Below are 17,902 nucleotides of genomic sequence, written 5' to 3'. Positions count from 1 at the left end.
ACCGATCCACAGGAGTCTGTGCCATTCTGGTTCCCGTGACCTACGACCCGGGACGTCGCGGGGGTGGCCGTGTCCCGGCGCTGCGCAACGAGTGGCGGGAGCCGCTACGCGCTCAGCGAGATCCGATCGCCGCTGACTCAGGACGAGCGCGATCGAATCGGGACGACCACCAGCAGTGGCGTAAGCAGACATGGATCGGCCGCTTCGTGTCCACCTACGGCTGGCGCGCGTATGCGCTGCCGGTGCTCATCGTGCTGACAGTGGTGGTGATTTACCAGACCATCACCGGCACCAGCGCGCCGCACTCCGCCGAGGAGGACGAGGGTCCGGTGCAGGGACCGCCCACCATCGACGTGGCCAGCACTTCGATCATCGGCGCGCCGCCCAAGGGGCTGACCCAGTTCGACGCGAATCTGCCGACCGGCATCCTGCCCGCAGGCGGCCAGTTCACCGAGGCCGGGGCGCGGACGTGGCGGATCGTGCCGGGGACCACACCCAAGATCGGTGAGGGCACCACGAAGTCCTTCACCTACACCGTCGAGGTGGAAGACGGGGTGGACACCACTTCCTTCGGCGGTGACGAAGGTTTCGCCCAGATGGTCAGCTCGACCTTGGCCAACCCGAAGAGCTGGACCCACAACGGGTTGTTCGCGTTCACCCGGGTGGACGCGAGCAGCGGCGTCGAACCCGACTTCCGGGTGTCACTGACCTCGCCCATGACCGTGCGCGAGGGCTGCGGCTATGACATCGAGCTGGAGTCGTCGTGCTACAACCCGTCGTTCGACGGGAATCAGCCCAGAGTTTTCGTCAACGAGGCCCGCTGGGTGCGCGGCGCGGTGCCATTCCAAGGTGACATCGGCTCGTACCGGCAGTACCTGATCAACCATGAGGTTGGTCACGCCATCGGCTACCAGCGGCACGAAGCCTGCGAGGCCAACGGCAAGCTGGCGCCCATCATGATGCAGCAGACGTTCTCCACCTCGAACGACGACGCCGCGAAGTTCGACCCCGGAACCGTCAAGGCCGACGGCCTGACCTGCCGATTCAATCCCTGGCCGTATCCGATCGCCTGACGGAGCCGCCGCTGGTGCCCCAGCCGGCGACTCCCGTAGTGCCGTCTGGGTGACCGGGGCGCGGGAAGCATCAGCACCCGATTACCGTTGTGGGTACGAGCAGCTGGGACGATGAACTGACCAGAAAAACTGAGGAGACATACGGTGTCCGCGAATTTGGACGTGTCGTTACCGCCGTTGGTTGAGCCGGCCGCCGAGCTGACCCGCGAAGAAGTGACGCGCTACAGCCGGCACCTGATCATTCCGGATGTCGGCGTGATCGGGCAGAAGCGGCTGAAGAACGCCAAGGTCCTGGTGATCGGGGCCGGCGGACTGGGTTCACCGACCCTGCTCTACCTGGCCGCGGCCGGGGTGGGCACCATCGGCATCGTCGAGTTCGACGTGGTCGACGAGTCCAATCTGCAGCGCCAGATCATCCACGGCCAGTCTGACATCGGGAAGTCCAAAGCGCAGAGCGCCAAGGAGTCGGTGCAGGAGATCAATCCTTTGGTCACGGTGAACCTGCACGAGTTCCGGCTGGAGCCCGACAACGCCGTTGAGCTGTTCAGCCAGTACGACCTGATCCTGGACGGCACCGACAACTTCGCGACGCGTTACCTGGTCAACGACGCCGCGGTGCTGGCGGGCAAACCCTACGTGTGGGGCTCGATCTACCGGTTCGAAGGCCAGGTGTCGGTGTTCTGGGAGGACGCGCCCGACGGCCTCGGTCTCAATTACCGCGACCTGTATCCCGAGCCGCCGCCACCGGGCATGGTTCCCTCGTGCGCCGAAGGCGGGGTGCTGGGCATCCTGTGCGCCTCCATCGCATCAGTGATGGGAACCGAGGCCATCAAGCTCATCACCGGCATCGGCGAGCCGCTGCTGGGCCGGCTCATGGTGTACGACGCGCTGGAGATGTCGTACCGGACCATCCGGATCCGCAAGGATCCGGCCACCCCGAAGATCACCGAGCTGATCGACTACGAGGCGTTCTGCGGTGTGGTTTCCGACGCCGCCGCCGATGCGGCGGTCGGTTCTACGATCACCCCGCTGGAGCTCAAGGAACTCATCGATTCCGGGAAGCCGTTGGCGCTGATCGACGTCCGCGAACCCGTCGAGTGGGATATCAATCACATCGAGGGCGCCGAGCTCATCCCCAAGCCGTCTTTCGAGTCGGGCGATGCGTTGGCGAAGCTCGCTGTGGACCGGACCCCGGTGCTGTACTGCAAGACCGGAATTCGCTCGGCCGAGGTGCTCGCCATCGTCAAGAAGGCCGGATTTTCCGACGCGATGCATTTGCAGGGCGGAATTGTGGCCTGGGCCAAGCAACTCGAGCCCGACATGGTGATGTACTGACGGCTGGTTTGCCGGTCAACAGCTTAGGCTGAGGCTGTGAGTGTGGAACGGCCGCCGGAACATGTGCTGGCGGCGTTCGGCCTGTCCGGGGTGCGCCCGGTACCGCTCGGCTCAAGCTGGGAGGGTGGCTGGCGCTGCGGCGAAGTCGTGATGTCGATGGTGCCCGAGCACGCCCGTGCGGCGTGGTCGGCGAAGGTGCGCGAATCACTGTTCGTCGACGGGGTGCGGCTGGCGCGCCCGGTCCGTTCGACGGACGGTCGATACGTGGTGGCCGGGTGGCGGGCCGATACTTTCGTCGCCGGCACGCCCGAACCCCGTCACGACGAGGTGGTGTCGGCGGCAGTGCGATTACACGAGGCGACGGCGAATCTGGAACGGCCGCGCTTCCTCACCCAGCCCCCGGTGGCGCCGTGGGCCGATGTCGACGTGTTCATCGCCGCTGACCGGGCCGCGTGGGAGGACCGGCCGCTGCACTCGTTGCCGCCCGGCGCCCGCGTGTCGCCGGGCTCATCGGACGGCCAGCGCTCGGTGGAGCTGATCAATCAGTTGGCCGGTCTGCGCAGGCCGACCCGCAGTGCCAGCCAACTGGTACACGGCGATCTCTACGGCACAGTGCTTTTCGCGGGCACGGCGGCGCCGGGGATCACCGACATCACCCCGTACTGGCGTCCGGCGCCGTGGGCCGCGGGCGTGGTGGTGGTCGACGCGTTGTCCTGGGACGACGCCGACGACGGCCTGATCGAGCGTTGGCAGTCTCTGCCCGAATGGCCGCAGATGCTGTTGCGGGCGTTGATGTTCCGCCTGGCTGTGCACGCCCTGCATCCACGGTCCACCGCGGCCGCGTTCCCGGGCCTGGCGCGCACCGCCTCTCTGGTCCGCTTGATCCTCTAGCTCCGTTTTCTTCGGTCAGAACTGGTGCCGGTACTCGGCCAGGCGCACCCGCCCGTCCACGGCCAGCACACCCTCGGCCCGCAGCCGTTCCAACTGCCGGCCGGCCAGGTGCGGGGCCGGCCGTCCAGACGCCGTGATCACCCGATGCCAGGGCAGGTCCGAGGAATCGGTCCGCATGATCCAACCGACGATCCGCGGGCTGGAAAGCCCTGCGGCATCGGCAATGTCGCCATAGGTGCAGACCCGCCCGGCGGGGACCGCGGCGACCAGCGACCTTACGGTCTCGACCTGTTCCTCGGTGACGGCAGGCATGGCTAGCCCAGCTGCTCGAGGATCAACTTCGCGGTCTCGGCGGGTTTGGCCTGGCCGACCATGTGGTCGCAATCCCAATCCAGCAGCGTGAAATCCGCACCGAGGTGCTCTCCCAACGCATCGATGAGGCCGTCACGCGCATACGGCGGGTCGGTGCGGGTGGCACGCACCAGGACCGTGGGAGTGCCCTTGCGCGGCAGTGCAACCGGGCGGGCCAGCTCGCTCCAATACGACAACATGGCCGGAACGCTGATCCGCCACCCGTAACGACCGCCGGGCAACTCGACCAGGTGCTCGTCGAGGTCACGGTCCAACTCGGCCGGATCCACCTCGCCCCACGAACCGTCGGCCTTCTCGGCGCGCGCCTCGGCACGATCGGGATAGTCAGGTGAGGCCAACATGCTGTCGGCGATCTCTCGCATCCACTCGCCGTCGAGTTCCACGGCAGGGTCCAGCAACACCAGCCCGCTGACCAGATCCGGATGTGCGGCAGCGAGATTGAGCGCCACCGCGCCGCCGAACGAATGCCCGACCACCAGGGTCGGGCCGTCCAGCAGTGACGCCAGCGCCGCGACGTTCGCGTCGAGCGTCCACGGGGCGGCCCACGACGAGCGGCCGTGCCCGAGCAGATCCGGGGCGAGCACACTCACCCCCGGCAGGTGCTGCTCGGCCAGCGTCTTCCAACGCTGACCATGCCCGGTCAAGCCGTGGATGAGCAGGAGTTGGGGCGCCTGTTCGGGGCCGTAGCGGTAGACGTGCAACTTGTCGGCAGACATACGTTGATGCTGCCAGAGCTCAGGCTCCGCTACTTGTCGGGTCGTTCGCTCCAATCCGCTCCGCTACTTGTCGGGCTACTCGCTCCAATCCGCTCCGCTACTTGTCGGTCCCCTCTGGTGTCATGCATCCCATGACCGCACAACACCTCCAGCCCACCCTGGCTGGCACCGAGCTGCTGGCACCCGGCCGCGACGGGACGGTGCGGGTGCTGGGCGGTCCGGGCACCGGCAAGAGCACGTTGTTGATCAACACCGCGGTCGATCACATCACGGCCGGTACGGATCCCGAGTCGGTGCTGTTGCTGACCGGTTCGGCTCGAATGGGGGCGGACGCCAGGGCTGCCATCACAGCGCGGCTGCTCGGGGCGGGAACACACGGCGTGGTGCGGGAACCCCTGGTGCGCACCGTGCACTCCTATGCCTTCGCGGTGTTGCGGTTGGCGGCCCAGCGCAACGGTGACCCGCCGCCGCGGCTGATCACCACCGCCGAGCAGGACGGCATCATCCGTGAGCTGCTGGCCGGCGATCTGGAGGACGGTGTCAATTCACCCGTGGGGTGGCCCGAGCAGTTGTGGCCGGCGCTGAGCACCGCGGGTTTCGCCACCGAACTGCGCGATCTGCTGGCCCGCTGCACCGAGCGCGGGGTGGATCCGCGTGCCCTACAACGCCTCGGCCGCTCGGCCGGGCGCCCGGAATGGCTGGCGGCCGGCCGTTTTGCGCAGGCCTATGAGCAGATCATGCTGCTGCGGTCGGCAGTCGGTATGGCCGCGCCGCAGGCCACCGTGCCGGCACTGGGGGCAGCCGAGCTCGTCGGTGCGGCGTTGGATGCACTGGGGACCGACGCCGACCTGCTGGCTGCCGAACGCGCGCGGATCAGCCTGCTGTTGGTCGACGATGCACAGCACCTCGATCCGCAGGCCGCCCTACTGGTTCGGGTCTTGGCCGCCCGGGTGGGGCTGACGGTCATCGCGGGCGATCCGGACCAGTCGGTGTTCGGCTACCGGGGCGCCGATCCGGCGTTGTTGCGCGACCACAGCGACGCCACCCCGGCGATCACCTTGAGCCAGTCCTACCGCTGTGCCCCTGCCGTGGCCGCGGCGATCTCGGGCATCGCCCGCCGCCTGCCCGGTGTGGGTCCGGCCCGGGTGTTGGAGGGCAATCCTGAGCGCGGTCAGGGCGAAGTGACCTTGCGGATGGCGGCCACGCCGCATGCCGAGAACGCGTTCATCGCCGATGCCCTGCGGCGCGCCCATTTGGTCGACGGGGTGCCGTGGTCGCAGATGGCTGTCGTCGTGCGCTCGATTCCACGGGTGGGAGCTGCGCTGGCGCGAGCGCTCAGCAGCGCCGGGGTGCCCGTGCAGGCCACGGGCCCCGATCTGGGGCTCGCGCAGCAGCCCGCGGTCGCGGCTCTGCTTACCGTGTTGGAGGCGACGGCTTCCGGGCGGTTGGACGGCGACAGTGCGATCAGCCTGCTCACCGGTCCGATCGGCCGCGTCGACCCGGTGACCCTGCGGCAGCTTCGGCGCGCGTTGCGCCGCGTCGACGGTTCCACGCCGCCAAGGGATTTCACCGATCTGCTGGTGGCCGCGATCGACAGCGAGCCGGCTGGTTTGTCGGCTGAGCACGCCAAGCCGCTGCGCCGGCTGCGGTCCGTGTTGGCCGCGGCCCGCCGCAGTCAGCGTGACGGTGCCGACCCGCGCTACACCCTGTGGCAGGCCTGGAACGCCTGCCGGTTGCAGCCACGCTGGCTGGCCGCCAGCGAGCGGGGCGGCACCATCGGCGCGCAGGCCGACCGTGATCTGGACGCGGTGACAGCGTTGTTCGATGTGGCCGACCAGTACGTGAGCCGTACGGCGGGAGCGACGCTGCGCGGGCTGGTGGACCACGTGGTGACGTTGGGAACGTCCATGTCGGCTTCGGAAGCGAGCCGGCAGACCGAGGCGGTCGCGGTGCTCAGCGCCCATGCCGCACTCGGCCGGGAATGGGACTTCGTGGTGATCGCGGGCGTACAGGAAGGCTTGTGGCCCAACACCGTTCCACGGGGCGGCATCCTGGGCACGCAGCGCCTTGTCGATGTGCTCGACGGGGTGGCCGCGCCGGATGATCGTGCGGTGTCGACACGTGCGCCACTGCTCGCCGAGGAGCGGCGGCTGTTGATGGCCGCCATGGGCCGGGCCCGCACCCGGCTGCTGGTGACCGCGGTCGACAGCGACGGCGGCGACGAATCGCTGCTGCCTTCGCTCTTCTGCGCCGAACTGGCCGAAGTGGCCACCGAATACGTGCCGCTGCCGCCGTTGGCCGCGCCGCGGGTACTGCTGCCGTCGGCAGTGGTCGGCCGGCTTCGGGCGGTGGTGTGCGCGCCGGAAGGGGCGGTCGATGACGAGTCACGGTCCTGCGCGGCAACGCAGTTGGCCCGCTTGGCCGCAGCCGGGGTGCCCGGGGCCGACCCGGCGCAATGGCACACCATGACCTCGCTGTCCACGGAAGAGCCGTTGTGGTCGGATCCCGAACATGTGGTCACGCTGTCGCCGTCGACGCTGCAGATGCTCACCGACTGCCCGCTGCGCTGGTTGCTGGAGCGGCACGGTGGCAGCGACGGACGCGATGTGCGCTCCACCGTCGGATCGTTGCTGCACGCGTTGGTCTCCGATTCCGGCAAGACCGAGGGCCAGCTGATCAACGATCTGGAAAAAGTCTGGGAGGATCTGCCTTTCGAGGCGAAGTGGTATTCCGACAATGAATTGTCGCGGCACCGGGAGATGCTCGAGACCTTCACCCGGTGGCGCACCGACTCGCGGACTCAGCTGACCGAGATCGCCACGGAGATCGATGTCGACGGCGTGATCGTCGAGCCGGGGCCGGACGGGCCAGGTGTGCAGGTGCGGGGACGGCTGGACCGGCTCGAGCGGGACCAGGCGGGCCGGCTCGTCGTAGTCGATCTCAAGACCGGCAAGAGCCCCGTCACCAAGGACGATGCGCAGAAGCACGCCCAGCTCGCCACCTACCAGCTCGCGGTCGCCGCAGGGCTGTTGCCGCACGGTGACGAACCCGGTGGGGGCCGGTTGGTATACCTGGGCAAGGCGGGGGCAGCCGGCGCCACCGAACGTGAACAGGATCCGATGACACCCGATACCCGGACCGACTGGTTGGGCACCGTCGCCGCCGCCGCGGCCGCCACGGCCGGGCCGCAGTTCGCGGCCCGGGTCAACGACGGCTGCGCAAACTGCCCGGTGCGGTCGTCGTGCCCGGCCCAGGCTGTGGGGGAGCGGCCATGACGGAAACCGCGGCGGCCGGCGTGCGCTACAGCCCGGCCGAATTGTCCACTGCGCTCGGTCTTTTCCCGCCGACTGATGAGCAGGCCGCGGTGATCGCCGCGCCGCCCGGGCCGGTCGTGGTCATTGCCGGTGCGGGCGCCGGCAAGACCGAGACCATGGCCGCGCGGGTGGTCTGGTTGGTGGCCAACGGCTATGCCACGCCATCGCAGGTGCTGGGGCTGACGTTCACCCGCAAGGCCGCGGGCCAGTTGTTACGGCGGGTGCGGACCAGGCTGGCCCGCTTGGCCGGTGCCGGGCTCGCGCCTCCGGCCGGGGGTGCTGACGAGACGGCGACGGTCAGCACCTATCACGCGTTCGCCGGCACGCTGCTGCGCGAGCACGGGCTGCTGCTGCCGGTCGAACCGGACGCTCGTCTGCTCAGCGAAACGGAGCGTTGGCAGTTGGCGTTCGAGGTGGTGTGTGCGCACCCCGGCCAGCTGGCCATCGAGAAGACGCCGGCCGCCGTCACCGACATGGTGCTGCGGCTGGCCGGCGCGCTCGCCGAGCATCTGGTCGACACCGATCAGCTGCGCGATACCCACGTGGAACTCGAGCGGCTGGTGCACACCCTGCCGGCCGGGCCGTACCAGCGGGATCGCGGACCCAGCCAATGGCTGCTGAAGATGTTGGCCACCCAGACCGAACGTACCGAGCTGGTGCCGTTGATCGATGCGCTGCACCAGCGGATGCGTGCCGACAAGGTGATGGATTTCGGGATGCAGATGTCGGCCGCGGCGCGTCTCGCGTCGAGCTTCCCCCAGGTCGGCGAACAACTGCGGCAACGCTTCCGGGTGGTGCTGCTCGACGAGTACCAGGACACCGGGCACGCTCAGCGGGTGGCGTTGTCCTCATTGTTCGGCGGCGGTGTCGACGACGGCCTGGCGCTGACCGCGGTGGGGGACCCGATCCAGTCCATCTACGGCTGGCGGGGCGCGTCGGCGACGAACCTGCCCCGGTTCACCACCGACTTTCCGATGGCCGACGGAACCCCCGCGCCCACGTTGGAGTTGCGCACCAGCTGGCGCAATCCGCCCAGCGCCCTGCATCTGGCCAACGCGGTGTCGGCCGAGGCGCGCCGGCGTTCGGTGACCGTGCACGAGTTACGGCCGCGGCCGGACGCCGAGCCCGGCACCATCCGGTGTGCACTGCTCAATGATGTCGAGGCCGAACGTGACTGGGTGGCAGACCATCTGGCTCGCATCTACCACGGCGCGGTGGCTCAGGGGGCGGACACGCCCACCGCTGCGGTATTGGTCCGCCGCAACGCCGATGCCGCGCCGATGGCCGAGGCACTGAGCGTCCGCGGCGTACCGGTCGAGGTGGTCGGAGTGGCCGGGTTGTTGGCGGTGCCCGAGGTGGCCGATCTGGTCGCCATGCTGCGGCTGGTCGCCGATCCTACCGCGGGTTCGGCCGTGATGCGGGTATTGACCGGGCCGCGGTGGCGGTTCGGTGCCCGTGACATCGCCGCGTTGTGGCGGCGGGCCAGAGAATTGGATGACCGGACGGTGGGGGAGCCCAGCCCCGCCGAGATCGTGGCACAGGCCGCCCCGGACGCCGACTCTGCGTGCCTGGCCGATGCGCTCTGCGATCCGGGCGCCGCCGAGCACTACTCACCGGCGGGCTATCAGCGGATCGAGGCACTCGGGCGTGAGTTGACCATGTTGCGCGCGCATTTGAGCCATCCGCTACCCGAGTTGGTGGCCGAGGTGCGGCGGGTCACCGGCCTCGACGCTGAGGCGCGCGCCGCCCGTCCGGTCGCCTCGGGCTGGACGGGGACCGAGAACCTCGACACCTTCTGCGACCTCGTGGCCGATTTCGCCGGTCGGCCCGGCGGGTCGGTGCTCGCCTTGCTGGCCTATCTGGATGTGGCCACCGAGGTGGAAAACGGTTTGGCCCCAGCCGAACTGACGGTGTCGCAGGATCGGGTCCAGATCCTCACCGTGCACGCCGCCAAGGGGCTGGAGTGGCAGGTGGTGGCGGTGCCGCATCTGAGTGGCCGGGTGTTCCCGTCGACGGCGTCGGCGCGTACCTGGCTGACGGATCCGTCGGATCTGCCCCCGCTGCTGCGCGGTGACCGTGCCACCGAATCCGAGCTCGGTGTGCCGGTGCTCGACACATCAGACATCAACGACCGGAAGATCCTGTCCGACAAGATCTCCGATCACAAGCGCAGTCTCGAACAGCGGCGCATCGACGAGGAGCGCCGGCTGCTCTACGTCGCGATCACCCGCTCCGAGGACACCTTGCTGATCTCGGGGCACCATTGGGGCGCCACCGAAAGCAAGCCGCGTGGCCCGTCGGACTTCCTGTGTGAGATCAAATCCATCGTGGAGGACGCTGCTGCGCAGGGCCGTCCATGCGGCGAGATCGAACAGTGGGCTCCTGACCCGCCGGCCGGCGAGGTAAACCCGTTGCGAGACAAGACGGTCGAGTCCATCTGGCCCGCGGCGCCGGCCCGAGTTTCCGATGTCGACCGGGGTGCACGGTTGGTCGCGCAGGCGCTGACCGGCGGTGAGCAGCACGAGGGCGCAGATCGGGAAGGCTGGGCCGCCGACGTCGATGCCCTGCTGGCCGAGCGTGATCGTGCACCGCAGGCCGCGCCGGTCGAGCTTCCCGGTCAGCTGTCGGTCAGCACACTGGTCGAGCTCAGCCGTGATCGACAGGCCGCGTTGCAGCGCCTGCGCCGCAGGTTGCCGCAGCGGCCGGATCCGCATGCCCTGTTGGGCACTGCTTTCCACGAATGGGTGCAGCGGTTCTTCCATTCTGAGCGGTTGTTCGACCTCGATGACCTGCCCGGTGCAGTCGACAGTGACAGTGGGCGGGCCCACGCAGCTGAGTTGTCCGAGTTGCAGGACGCCTTCGTCATGTCGCCGTGGGCAGCGCGTACTCCGATCGAGGTGGAGGTGCCGTTCGACATGGCGATCGGGCAGGACCGCACCATCGTGGTGCGTGGCCGCATCGACGCGGTGTTCGCGCAGGAGGACGGCACCACCACCGTGGTGGACTGGAAGACCGGTGAGCCCCCGGCCACACCGGAAGCCATGGCGCAGGCGGCGATTCAGCTTGCGGTGTATCGCCTGGCGTGGGCGTCGCTGAGGGGTTGCCCACCGGAGTCGGTGCGGGCGGCGTTCCATTACGTGCGCTCGGGGCAGACGGTGAGTCCGGAGGAGCTTCCCGGCGAGGACGAACTCGTCGCGTTGCTGACAGACCAGGAGGCCGCCGCCCCAGGTGCTGTCCGGGAGCCGTAGCGCCGCAGGCCGGCGTCAGGTGACGGCGGTCCCCACCAGCAGGCCGATCAGATACGTGATCGCCAGCGCCAGGCCGCCACCGATCACGTTGCGCAACACGGCGCGTCCCTTCGGTGCCCCGCCCAGCCCCGCCGATACCGCCCCGGTGAGCATCAGCGCCAGCAGCACCGCCACCACGGTCACCGGAATCCGCCACGTCGTCGGCGGTACCAGGATCGCGATGAGCGGCAACAGCGCACCGATGGTGAACGACAGGGCCGAGGACGCAGCGGCCTGCCACGGATTCGTCAGTTCCGCGGGATCGATGCCCAATTCGACCTCCGCGTGCGCGGCGAAGGCATCATGGTCGGTCAGCTCCTCGGCCACCGTGCGCGCGGTGGCCGTCGACAGTCCCTTCGCCTCGTACAGAGCCGCCAGTTCGTCCAGTTCGGCAGCCGGGTCGTCGCGCAACTCGCGGCGCTCCTTGCGCAGCAACGCGCGCTCGGTGTCCCGTTGCGTGCTCACCGAGACGTACTCACCCAACGCCATCGACACCGCACCCGCGGCCAGGCCGGCGACGCCCGCGGTGAAAATCGGCGCCTTCTCCGCTGTGGCGGCCGCTACACCCACGACGATGCCGGCCGTGGAGACGATGCCGTCGTTCGCGCCCAACACCCCGGCGCGAAGCCAGTTCAATTTCGACGAGAGGGAACCGACGTGTGGCTCGGCTGGATGGTTGGGGATCGTCACAGTCCGACGATATCGGCGAAAACTGCACGCCACCAGCAACGATAGCCTTGCCAAACTCGGCGGCAGGCGGAAGGAGCTAGGAGTGGCGGTACACCCGCAACGCCGAGGTGATCATCGGAATCTGCAGTGGCAGCCGCGCGATTGCCGCGATCCGCATGGGCCACGGCTTGTCCCACCACAGCCGGACCATGTTCAGGTTGCCGGGGAACACCGCGAGGAACAGTGCGACGGCAGCCAGGGCGCCCAGGCGCCGGGTGCGGGGCACGGCCAGGAGCGCGCCGGTCGCCAATTCACCGACCCCCGAGGCATACGTGTAGAAGCGCGCGCTGCCGGGCAACTCGGCCGGAATGATCGTGTCGAAGGGTTTGGGCGCGACGAAGTGCAGTGCGCCCATGCCCAGCAGCAGGGCGGCCATGCGTTGGGCGGCGGGTGCGGCGGAGATCCGCTGAGCCTCGGGTTCGGTCATGGTTACATTGTGGCGTGCGTCTGATCGGAACGATCCCGGCACGCCCCGGGGTGCTTTGCTCGATGATGGGGTCGCGTGGCTAAAGGCAGGCTGCGGCGCCGCCTCGCCGCAATCGACTCGAACCTGACTTCGCGCCCGGACGCCGCGCTCGTCGATGTGTTGCGCATCCCGGAGCCGTTCGTCAGCCCGGCCCGCAAGATCTTCATGCGGGTGCTGTACGCGTTGGGCGCGCTGTTCGCCGCGGTGCTCATCGTCTACGCGGACCGGTACGGGTACCGCGACGTCGACAGCCTCCCGGATGAGAACAATCCGCTGTCGTTCTTGGATTGCCTGTACTACGCCACGGTGTCCTTGTCGACGACCGGCTACGGCGACATCACGCCGTATACCGACTCGGCGCGGTTGGTCAACGTCGTCGTCATCACGCCGCTGCGGGTGGCCTTCCTGATCGTCCTCATCGGTACCACCGTGGAAACCCTGACCACCCAATCCCGGCAGGCGCTGAAGATTCAGCGATGGAGGAACAAAGTGCGTAACCACACCGTCGTCGTCGGATACGGCACCAAGGGCCGGACGGCGGTCGCCGCAATGGTCGGTGACGAGGTGTCGCCGGCCGACATCGTCGTCGTTGACGAGAACGCGGCCGCGCTGGAACGGGCCAAAGGCGCAGGGCTGGTGACCGTGCACGGCGATGCCACGAATTCCAGTGTGCTGCGGCTGGCCGGTGCCCAGCACGCGAAGTCGATCATCGTCGCGGCCGACAACGACGCCAGCGCGGTCCTGGTCACCTTGACCGCCCGCGAGTTGGCGCCCAAGGCCAAGATCATCGCCGCGGTGCGGGAGTCGGACAACCTGCATCTGCTCAAGCAGTCCGGTGCTGATTCCACGGTGGTGTCGTCGGAGACCGCGGGTCGCCTGCTCGGCATCGCGACGCAGACGCCCAGCGTGGTGGAGATGATGGAGGATCTGCTGACACCGGATGCCGGATTCGCGATCGCCGAGCGTGAGGTCACGCCCAAGGAGGAGGGCGGCTCTCCGCGCCATCTGCACGACATCGTGCTGGGCGTGGTGCGTGAGGGCCGGTTGGTGCGGGTCGACGCGCCGGAGGTCGACGCGCTGGAGGCCGGCGACCGGCTGCTGTACATCCGCAGCGCGGACGCCGAGCGATGACCGTCGGCGGGCAGGAGCGCAGCGACCGGGGGACGACGCAACGCCTCACCTTCGGCCTGCGCAACGTGCCTCTGCTCTCGCGGGTCGGCGCCGACCGGGCCGACGCCCTGCGTACCGACATCGATGCCGCGACCGAGGGGTGGCGGGACGCGTTGCTGCTGCGGGTCGACCGGCGCAACCAGGTACTGATCTCCGGTGGACAGGTGGTGCTGGGCAAGGCGTCCAGCCTGGGTGGCGACAAGCCGCCAGAGCACGCGGTGTTCCTGGGCCGGTTGGCCGACGGCCGGCATGTCTGGGGTATCCGCAGCGCCCTGGAGGGGCCGGACGACCCGGACCAGCCGGTCGAGGTGCTCGATCTACGCCGGGCCGGTGAGGTGTTCGACGATGTCAGTGCGCAGTTGGTGGCGACCGCCACGGCGTTGCTGAACTGGCATGACCGAGCCCGGTTCAGCGCGGTAGACGGTGCGGTGACGCGGTCGGCGAAAGGCGGCTGGTCGCGGGTCGATCCGGTTACCGGTCACGAGGAGTTCCCGCGAATCGACCCGGCGGTGATCTGTCTGGTTCATGACGGCCATGACCGCGCGGTGCTGGCCCGGCAGACGGCATGGCCTGAGCGGTTGTTCTCGATCCTGGCCGGCTTCGTGGAGGCCGGTGAGTCGTTCGAGACCTGTGTGGCGCGAGAGATCGCCGAGGAGGTCGGCCTCACGGTCACCGATGTGCAGTATCTGGGCAGCCAGCCCTGGCCGTTTCCTCGGTCGCTGATGGTGGGCTTCCACGCGGTCGCCGATCCCGAGCAGCCGTTCTCGTTCAACGACGGCGAGATCGCCGAGGCCGACTGGTTCACCCGGGCCGAGATCCGTGAGGCACTGGATCAGGGCGACTGGAGTGCGGCGGACGGTTCCAGGTCGCGCTTGCTGCTGCCCGGGTCGATCTCGATCGCCCGCGAGATCATCGAATCCTGGGCCGCCCTGGACTGACGGTCCTCAGCCCAGCTTGGCCTTGACCTGCTTGATGGTGGGGTTGGTCAGCGTGGACCCGTCGGCGAACTTCACCGTCGGCACCACATGGTTGCCGTTGTTGACCGAGCCGACGAACTCCGCGGCGGCCGGATCCTGCTCGATGTCGACCTCGGTCCAGGCGATGCCTTCTGACTTCAGGGCCATCTTGAGTCGCGAGCAGTAGCCGCACCACGTCGTGGTGTACATGGTCAGTGCCGGAGTAGCAGTCATAGTGCACATAACGTAGCCGAAACGTCGTCTGATGCCCGCGGTGACGCAGGTCTCCCGCGGACAGCGGTAAGTTGCTAATCCGCAGTGGACGGAGCTGAACATGACCAGGTTGGTGCCGCCGGTGGCCGGCGACCCGAATGCGCTCGACGAGTTGCGGCTGCAGGTGCGGCAGTTCATCGCCGAGCAGCAGCGGGCCGGAACGATCGGCCGGTATGCCGACAGCTGGCTGACGGGTTGGGACGAGGACTTCAGCCGGGCGTTGGCCGCCCGCGGCTGGCTGGGTATGACGGTGCCCGTCGAATACGGCGGGCACGGGCGCAGTCACCAGGAACGGTTCGTGGTCACCGAGGAGCTCCTGGCGGCGGGCGCGCCGGTGGGTGCGCACTGGATCGCCGACCGGCAGATCGTTCCGTCGTTGCTGAAGTACGGCACCGAGGAGCAGCGACGAAAGTTCTTGCCGGCCATAGCCAAGGGCGAGTGCTATTTCGGTATCGGGATGAGTGAGCCGGACTCCGGTTCGGACCTGGCCAGCGTGCGCACCAAGGCGGTTCAGGTGGACGGTGGCTGGGCGATCACCGGAGCCAAGGTGTGGACGTCGGGGGCGCACCTGGCCCACGCCTTCATCTGCCTGGCCCGCAGTGCGCCGGTGGATCCGGCGCACCGCCACGACGGCCTGAGCCAGTTCATCGTCGACCTGCGCGCACCGGGTGTCGACATCCGGCCCATCATTTCGATGAACGGAAAGCATCATTTCAACGAGGTGATCCTCGACGAGGTGTTCGTGCCCGACGCCATGGTGTTCGGCACCATCGGCAACGGTTGGCAGCAGGTGACTTCGGAGCTGAGCTTCGAACGCAGCGGGCCGGAGCGTTTCCTGTCGACGTTCCCGCTGCTGGCCGACATGGCCACGCATATGCGTGACGGGTCCTTGCCGCGCCACACCGACCTGGGGCGCTACCTGGCTCGCATCACCGGCCTGCACCAGATGTCGATGGCGGTCGCCGGAGCGCTGGAGCGTCACGAACCGGCCGACACCGCCGCGGCCGTGGTCAAGGTGCTGGGCACCGCCACCGAGGGTGACATCGCTGATTTCGCCGACGTGCTCGGTGAGACCGGAGACGACGGGTACGACGCGATGCTGGCCGATGCGGTGGTCCAGCGTCCGGGATTCACCTTGCGGGGCGGCACCAACGAGGTGTTGCGCGGGGTCATCGCGCGGGGACTGGGGATGAGATGAGTGTCGACGCCGAACTGGTGGAGATGATGTCGGCGGTATTCGCCGCGCATCGCGAACAGCATGCACCCGGTGAGGCCATCGCCGAATTGTGGGGCCGGCTGGGCGAACTCGGTCTGGTGCGGTTGACCGGATCCGAGGAGACCGGCGGGAGTGGGGCCGGTTGGGCCGAGGCGGTCGAGTTGCTGCGGGCGTCCGCCTGGCACGGGGTGCAGATCCCGCTGGCCGAACACGATCTGCTGGCCTGCTGGTTGTTGGAGACCGCGGGGCGCGAGGTTGACGACGCCCGGCGCACGGCATGCCTGCTCGATGCTGACGGTTCCGCGCGGGCCGTGCCGTGGGCGTCCTACTCCGAAAAGGTGGTGCTGCTCTTCAGCGACGGCACGGGCTACCGCGTGGCCGACGTGGACACCGCGTCGCTGTCGATCACCGCCGGACACAACAACGCCGGGGAACCGCGCGACGACGTCCGCGCGGACCTCGCGACATTGACCGGAAACCCGGTGCACGCCAACGTGGCCGAACAGTTCGCACAACGCGCTGCCCTGGTGCGCGCGGTTCAGGTGTGTGCGGCGCTGGACCGGATTCTGGAGCTGTCGGTGGCGCACACCCGCGAACGCACGCAATTCGGCCGGCCGCTGGCCAAGTTTCAGGCCGTGCAGAATCTGGTGGCCGACATCGCGGCCGAATCGGCCTTGGCTCGCGCGACTACCGAGGGTGCCCTGGCCGCGGCGCTGCGATCGGACTGGTCGTCGTCACACCTGGATTTCCTTGTCGCCGTTGCACGTTCGTGTGTCGGGCATGCCACTTCGGTGGTGGTGCGCAACGCTCACCAGGTGCACGGGGCGATCGGCACCACGCACGAGCACAGATTGCACGAGTTCACCATGCCCGCCCTGTCCTGGCGTTCGGAGTACGGCTCGGTGGCTCATTGGGACCAGGTCCTGAGCGACTATGCCACCCAGGCGGGCGCCGGCAAGTTGTGGGCGTTGGTCACCGCCACCGACGGCTAGCGTCGGAATGTCGACCATATGACACCTGCTGTCATATGGGACTATGTGGTCATGTCGTTCGTTTGCCTGCTGCGGGAGGTGTCATGAGTGCCCTGTTGCGCGCTGTACGTCAACAGCGCGGTATGACGCTCGAACGGCTCGCCGAGGCAACCGGATTGACCAAGAGCTACCTGTCGAAGGTCGAACGACAGCGTTCCACTCCGTCGATCGCGGTCGCGATGAAGCTGGCCCGTGCGCTCGAGGTCGATGTCGCACAGTTGTTCTCCGAGGATCCGGCGGTCACGACGTTGGCTGTCGACCGCGCCGGTGAGCGGGGGACCAACCGGTATCAGGCGGTGGCCGCCGGGATGCTGGGAAAGTCGATGTCGCCGTTCGTCGTCCGGCCGACGCTCAAGTTCGCCGACCACCCCCACCCCGAACACGCCGGCCAGGAATTGGTGTTCGTTCATGCCGGCACCGTGGAGCTGCGGTACCAGGACGAGTTGGTGGTCCTTCAGGCCGGTGACTGCGCCTATTTCGACGCGTCCCTGCCGCACCAGATTCGGCAGCGGGGGAGCGCACCCAGCGAGGTTCTGGTGATCACCCACACCGAGTACGGCCGTAACCGCTGACGGCGCGTGCGCCGGGGGCCGGCGGACCGTCAGCATGTGAGGTTCACGTGCACCGTGGGGATCGGTTCGAAATCCGGTAGGCCGTGGATGGTGACGGTCTTGGCCTGAGGCCGGACCACGACCGTGCGGACGTTGGTCACGGTGCACGCGCTGAGCGGGCCGCTGCCCACCTTGTTGACGATCACCCGCTTGCCGTCGGCCTGTAAGCGCGCGATCGTTTCGGCTGCCGACGGGCCGGTGGGGGCGGCGGCGCTTACGGCGGCTCCCACCGTGAGCCAGCTCGCGATCGCGCCGATGGATAACGCCGCGGATGTTGCGATGTGCGTCATGGCTTTTCACTCCTTCGATGATTCGGTCTACGCTTCCAATCGTAGGACACCAAGTGTCCTAAGGGAAACGCGAATATTCGCGCCGGACGTTTCGGTCAGTTCACGGCGGTTGACTGTAGGACACAATGTGTCCTACAGTTCGTGTTGTGTCTCCGCAACCTCAACACGGAAA

General features: G+C 68.2%; 16 protein-coding genes. 10 read left to right on the top strand and 6 right to left on the bottom strand.

The window, feature by feature from the left end; genetic code table 11:
* Positions 1–35 precede the first annotated feature (35 nt).
* The 3 genes from K6L26_RS22750 to K6L26_RS22740 all read left to right on the top strand — a co-directional run bounded on the left by K6L26_RS22750 (position 36) and on the right by K6L26_RS22740 (position 3,299).
* Positions 36–1,073, top strand: coding sequence for a DUF3152 domain-containing protein (locus K6L26_RS22750; protein WP_019343157.1), 1,038 nt, complete (start codon positions 36–38; stop codon positions 1,071–1,073).
* A gap of 156 nt (positions 1,074–1,229) precedes the next feature.
* Positions 1,230–2,408, top strand: a complete 1,179-nt coding sequence (moeZ, locus tag K6L26_RS22745; protein WP_085980311.1) for an adenylyltransferase/sulfurtransferase MoeZ — start codon at positions 1,230–1,232, stop codon at positions 2,406–2,408.
* 36 nt (positions 2,409–2,444) lie between these two features.
* The gene (locus tag K6L26_RS22740; protein WP_064895215.1) at positions 2,445–3,299 is read left to right on the top strand and encodes a TIGR02569 family protein; all 855 of its coding nucleotides are present in this window, start codon (positions 2,445–2,447) and stop codon (positions 3,297–3,299) included.
* 15 nt (positions 3,300–3,314) lie between these two features.
* Here the strand turns inward: K6L26_RS22740 and K6L26_RS22735 are convergent, their stop codons facing one another.
* Together K6L26_RS22735 and K6L26_RS22730 are read right to left on the bottom strand one after the other, a co-directional pair.
* The gene (locus K6L26_RS22735) at positions 3,315–3,611 is read right to left on the bottom strand and encodes an MGMT family protein (RefSeq protein ID WP_064895213.1); all 297 of its coding nucleotides are present in this window, start codon (positions 3,609–3,611) and stop codon (positions 3,315–3,317) included.
* A gap of 2 nt (positions 3,612–3,613) precedes the next feature.
* Complete coding sequence (locus K6L26_RS22730; RefSeq protein WP_064895211.1) at positions 3,614–4,387, bottom strand: alpha/beta hydrolase; 774 nt, start codon at positions 4,385–4,387, stop codon at positions 3,614–3,616.
* A 131-nt stretch (positions 4,388–4,518) separates the two neighbouring features.
* Here K6L26_RS22730 and K6L26_RS22725 point away from each other — a divergent pair, with 131 nt between their 5' ends.
* Positions 4,519–7,662, top strand: a complete 3,144-nt coding sequence (locus K6L26_RS22725) for an ATP-dependent helicase (protein WP_064895208.1) — start codon at positions 4,519–4,521, stop codon at positions 7,660–7,662.
* Positions 7,659–10,949 (top strand): ATP-dependent helicase, encoded by a 3,291-nt coding sequence (locus K6L26_RS22720; protein WP_064895206.1) that lies wholly within the window; start codon positions 7,659–7,661, stop codon positions 10,947–10,949. The genes K6L26_RS22725 and K6L26_RS22720 overlap by 4 nt, the downstream gene beginning before the upstream one ends.
* Before the next feature lie 15 nt (positions 10,950–10,964).
* Here K6L26_RS22720 and K6L26_RS22715 read toward each other — a convergent pair whose 3' ends face one another.
* Complete coding sequence (locus K6L26_RS22715) at positions 10,965–11,678, bottom strand: VIT1/CCC1 transporter family protein (RefSeq protein WP_019348245.1); 714 nt, start codon at positions 11,676–11,678, stop codon at positions 10,965–10,967.
* A gap of 76 nt (positions 11,679–11,754) precedes the next feature.
* A complete protein-coding gene (locus K6L26_RS22710; protein WP_064895204.1) occupies positions 11,755–12,144 on the bottom strand; it encodes a DoxX family protein in 390 nt (129 codons plus the stop codon).
* Positions 12,145–12,219: 75 nt separating this feature from the next.
* On the opposite strand from K6L26_RS22710, the gene K6L26_RS22705 reads away from it, so the two are divergent.
* Both K6L26_RS22705 and nudC read left to right on the top strand, forming a co-directional pair.
* Positions 12,220–13,314: a potassium channel family protein gene (locus K6L26_RS22705; protein WP_064895202.1), complete on the top strand. Its 1,095-nt coding sequence runs from the start codon at positions 12,220–12,222 to the stop codon at positions 13,312–13,314.
* On the top strand, positions 13,311–14,291 hold the full coding sequence (nudC, locus tag K6L26_RS22700) for an NAD(+) diphosphatase (RefSeq protein WP_064895200.1): 981 nt from the start codon (positions 13,311–13,313) through the stop codon (positions 14,289–14,291). The genes K6L26_RS22705 and nudC overlap by 4 nt, the downstream gene beginning before the upstream one ends.
* Before the next feature lie 6 nt (positions 14,292–14,297).
* On the opposite strand, the gene mrx1 is transcribed toward nudC, so the two are convergent.
* Positions 14,298–14,543, bottom strand: coding sequence for a mycoredoxin Mrx1 (gene mrx1 / locus K6L26_RS22695; RefSeq protein WP_043370542.1), 246 nt, complete (start codon positions 14,541–14,543; stop codon positions 14,298–14,300).
* 94 nt (positions 14,544–14,637) lie between these two features.
* Here mrx1 and K6L26_RS22690 point away from each other — a divergent pair, with 94 nt between their 5' ends.
* The 3 genes from K6L26_RS22690 (at position 14,638) to K6L26_RS22680 (ending at position 17,401) form a co-directional block, all read left to right on the top strand.
* Entirely contained in the window at positions 14,638–15,780 is a 1,143-nt protein-coding gene (locus K6L26_RS22690) for an acyl-CoA dehydrogenase family protein (protein WP_064895198.1), read from the top strand.
* Positions 15,777–16,790 carry an acyl-CoA dehydrogenase family protein gene (locus tag K6L26_RS22685; protein ID WP_064895196.1) on the top strand — a complete coding sequence of 338 codons (1,014 nt, stop codon included), beginning with the start codon at positions 15,777–15,779 and terminating at the stop codon, positions 16,788–16,790. Before K6L26_RS22690 ends, K6L26_RS22685 begins: the two co-directional genes overlap by 4 nt.
* 83 nt (positions 16,791–16,873) lie before the next feature.
* Positions 16,874–17,401: a helix-turn-helix domain-containing protein gene (locus K6L26_RS22680; protein ID WP_221851599.1), complete on the top strand. Its 528-nt coding sequence runs from the start codon at positions 16,874–16,876 to the stop codon at positions 17,399–17,401.
* 29 nt (positions 17,402–17,430) lie between these two features.
* Here the strand turns inward: K6L26_RS22680 and K6L26_RS22675 are convergent, their stop codons facing one another.
* The gene (locus K6L26_RS22675) at positions 17,431–17,730 is read right to left on the bottom strand and encodes a hypothetical protein (RefSeq protein WP_064895194.1); all 300 of its coding nucleotides are present in this window, start codon (positions 17,728–17,730) and stop codon (positions 17,431–17,433) included.
* Positions 17,731–17,902 lie beyond the last annotated feature (172 nt).

Source organism: Mycobacterium farcinogenes (assembly GCF_019739075.1).
Taxonomy (GTDB): domain Bacteria; phylum Actinomycetota; class Actinomycetes; order Mycobacteriales; family Mycobacteriaceae; genus Mycobacterium; species Mycobacterium senegalense.
Note: the sequence above shows the minus strand (reverse complement) of the source record. Positions and strands in the feature narration are given on the sequence as shown.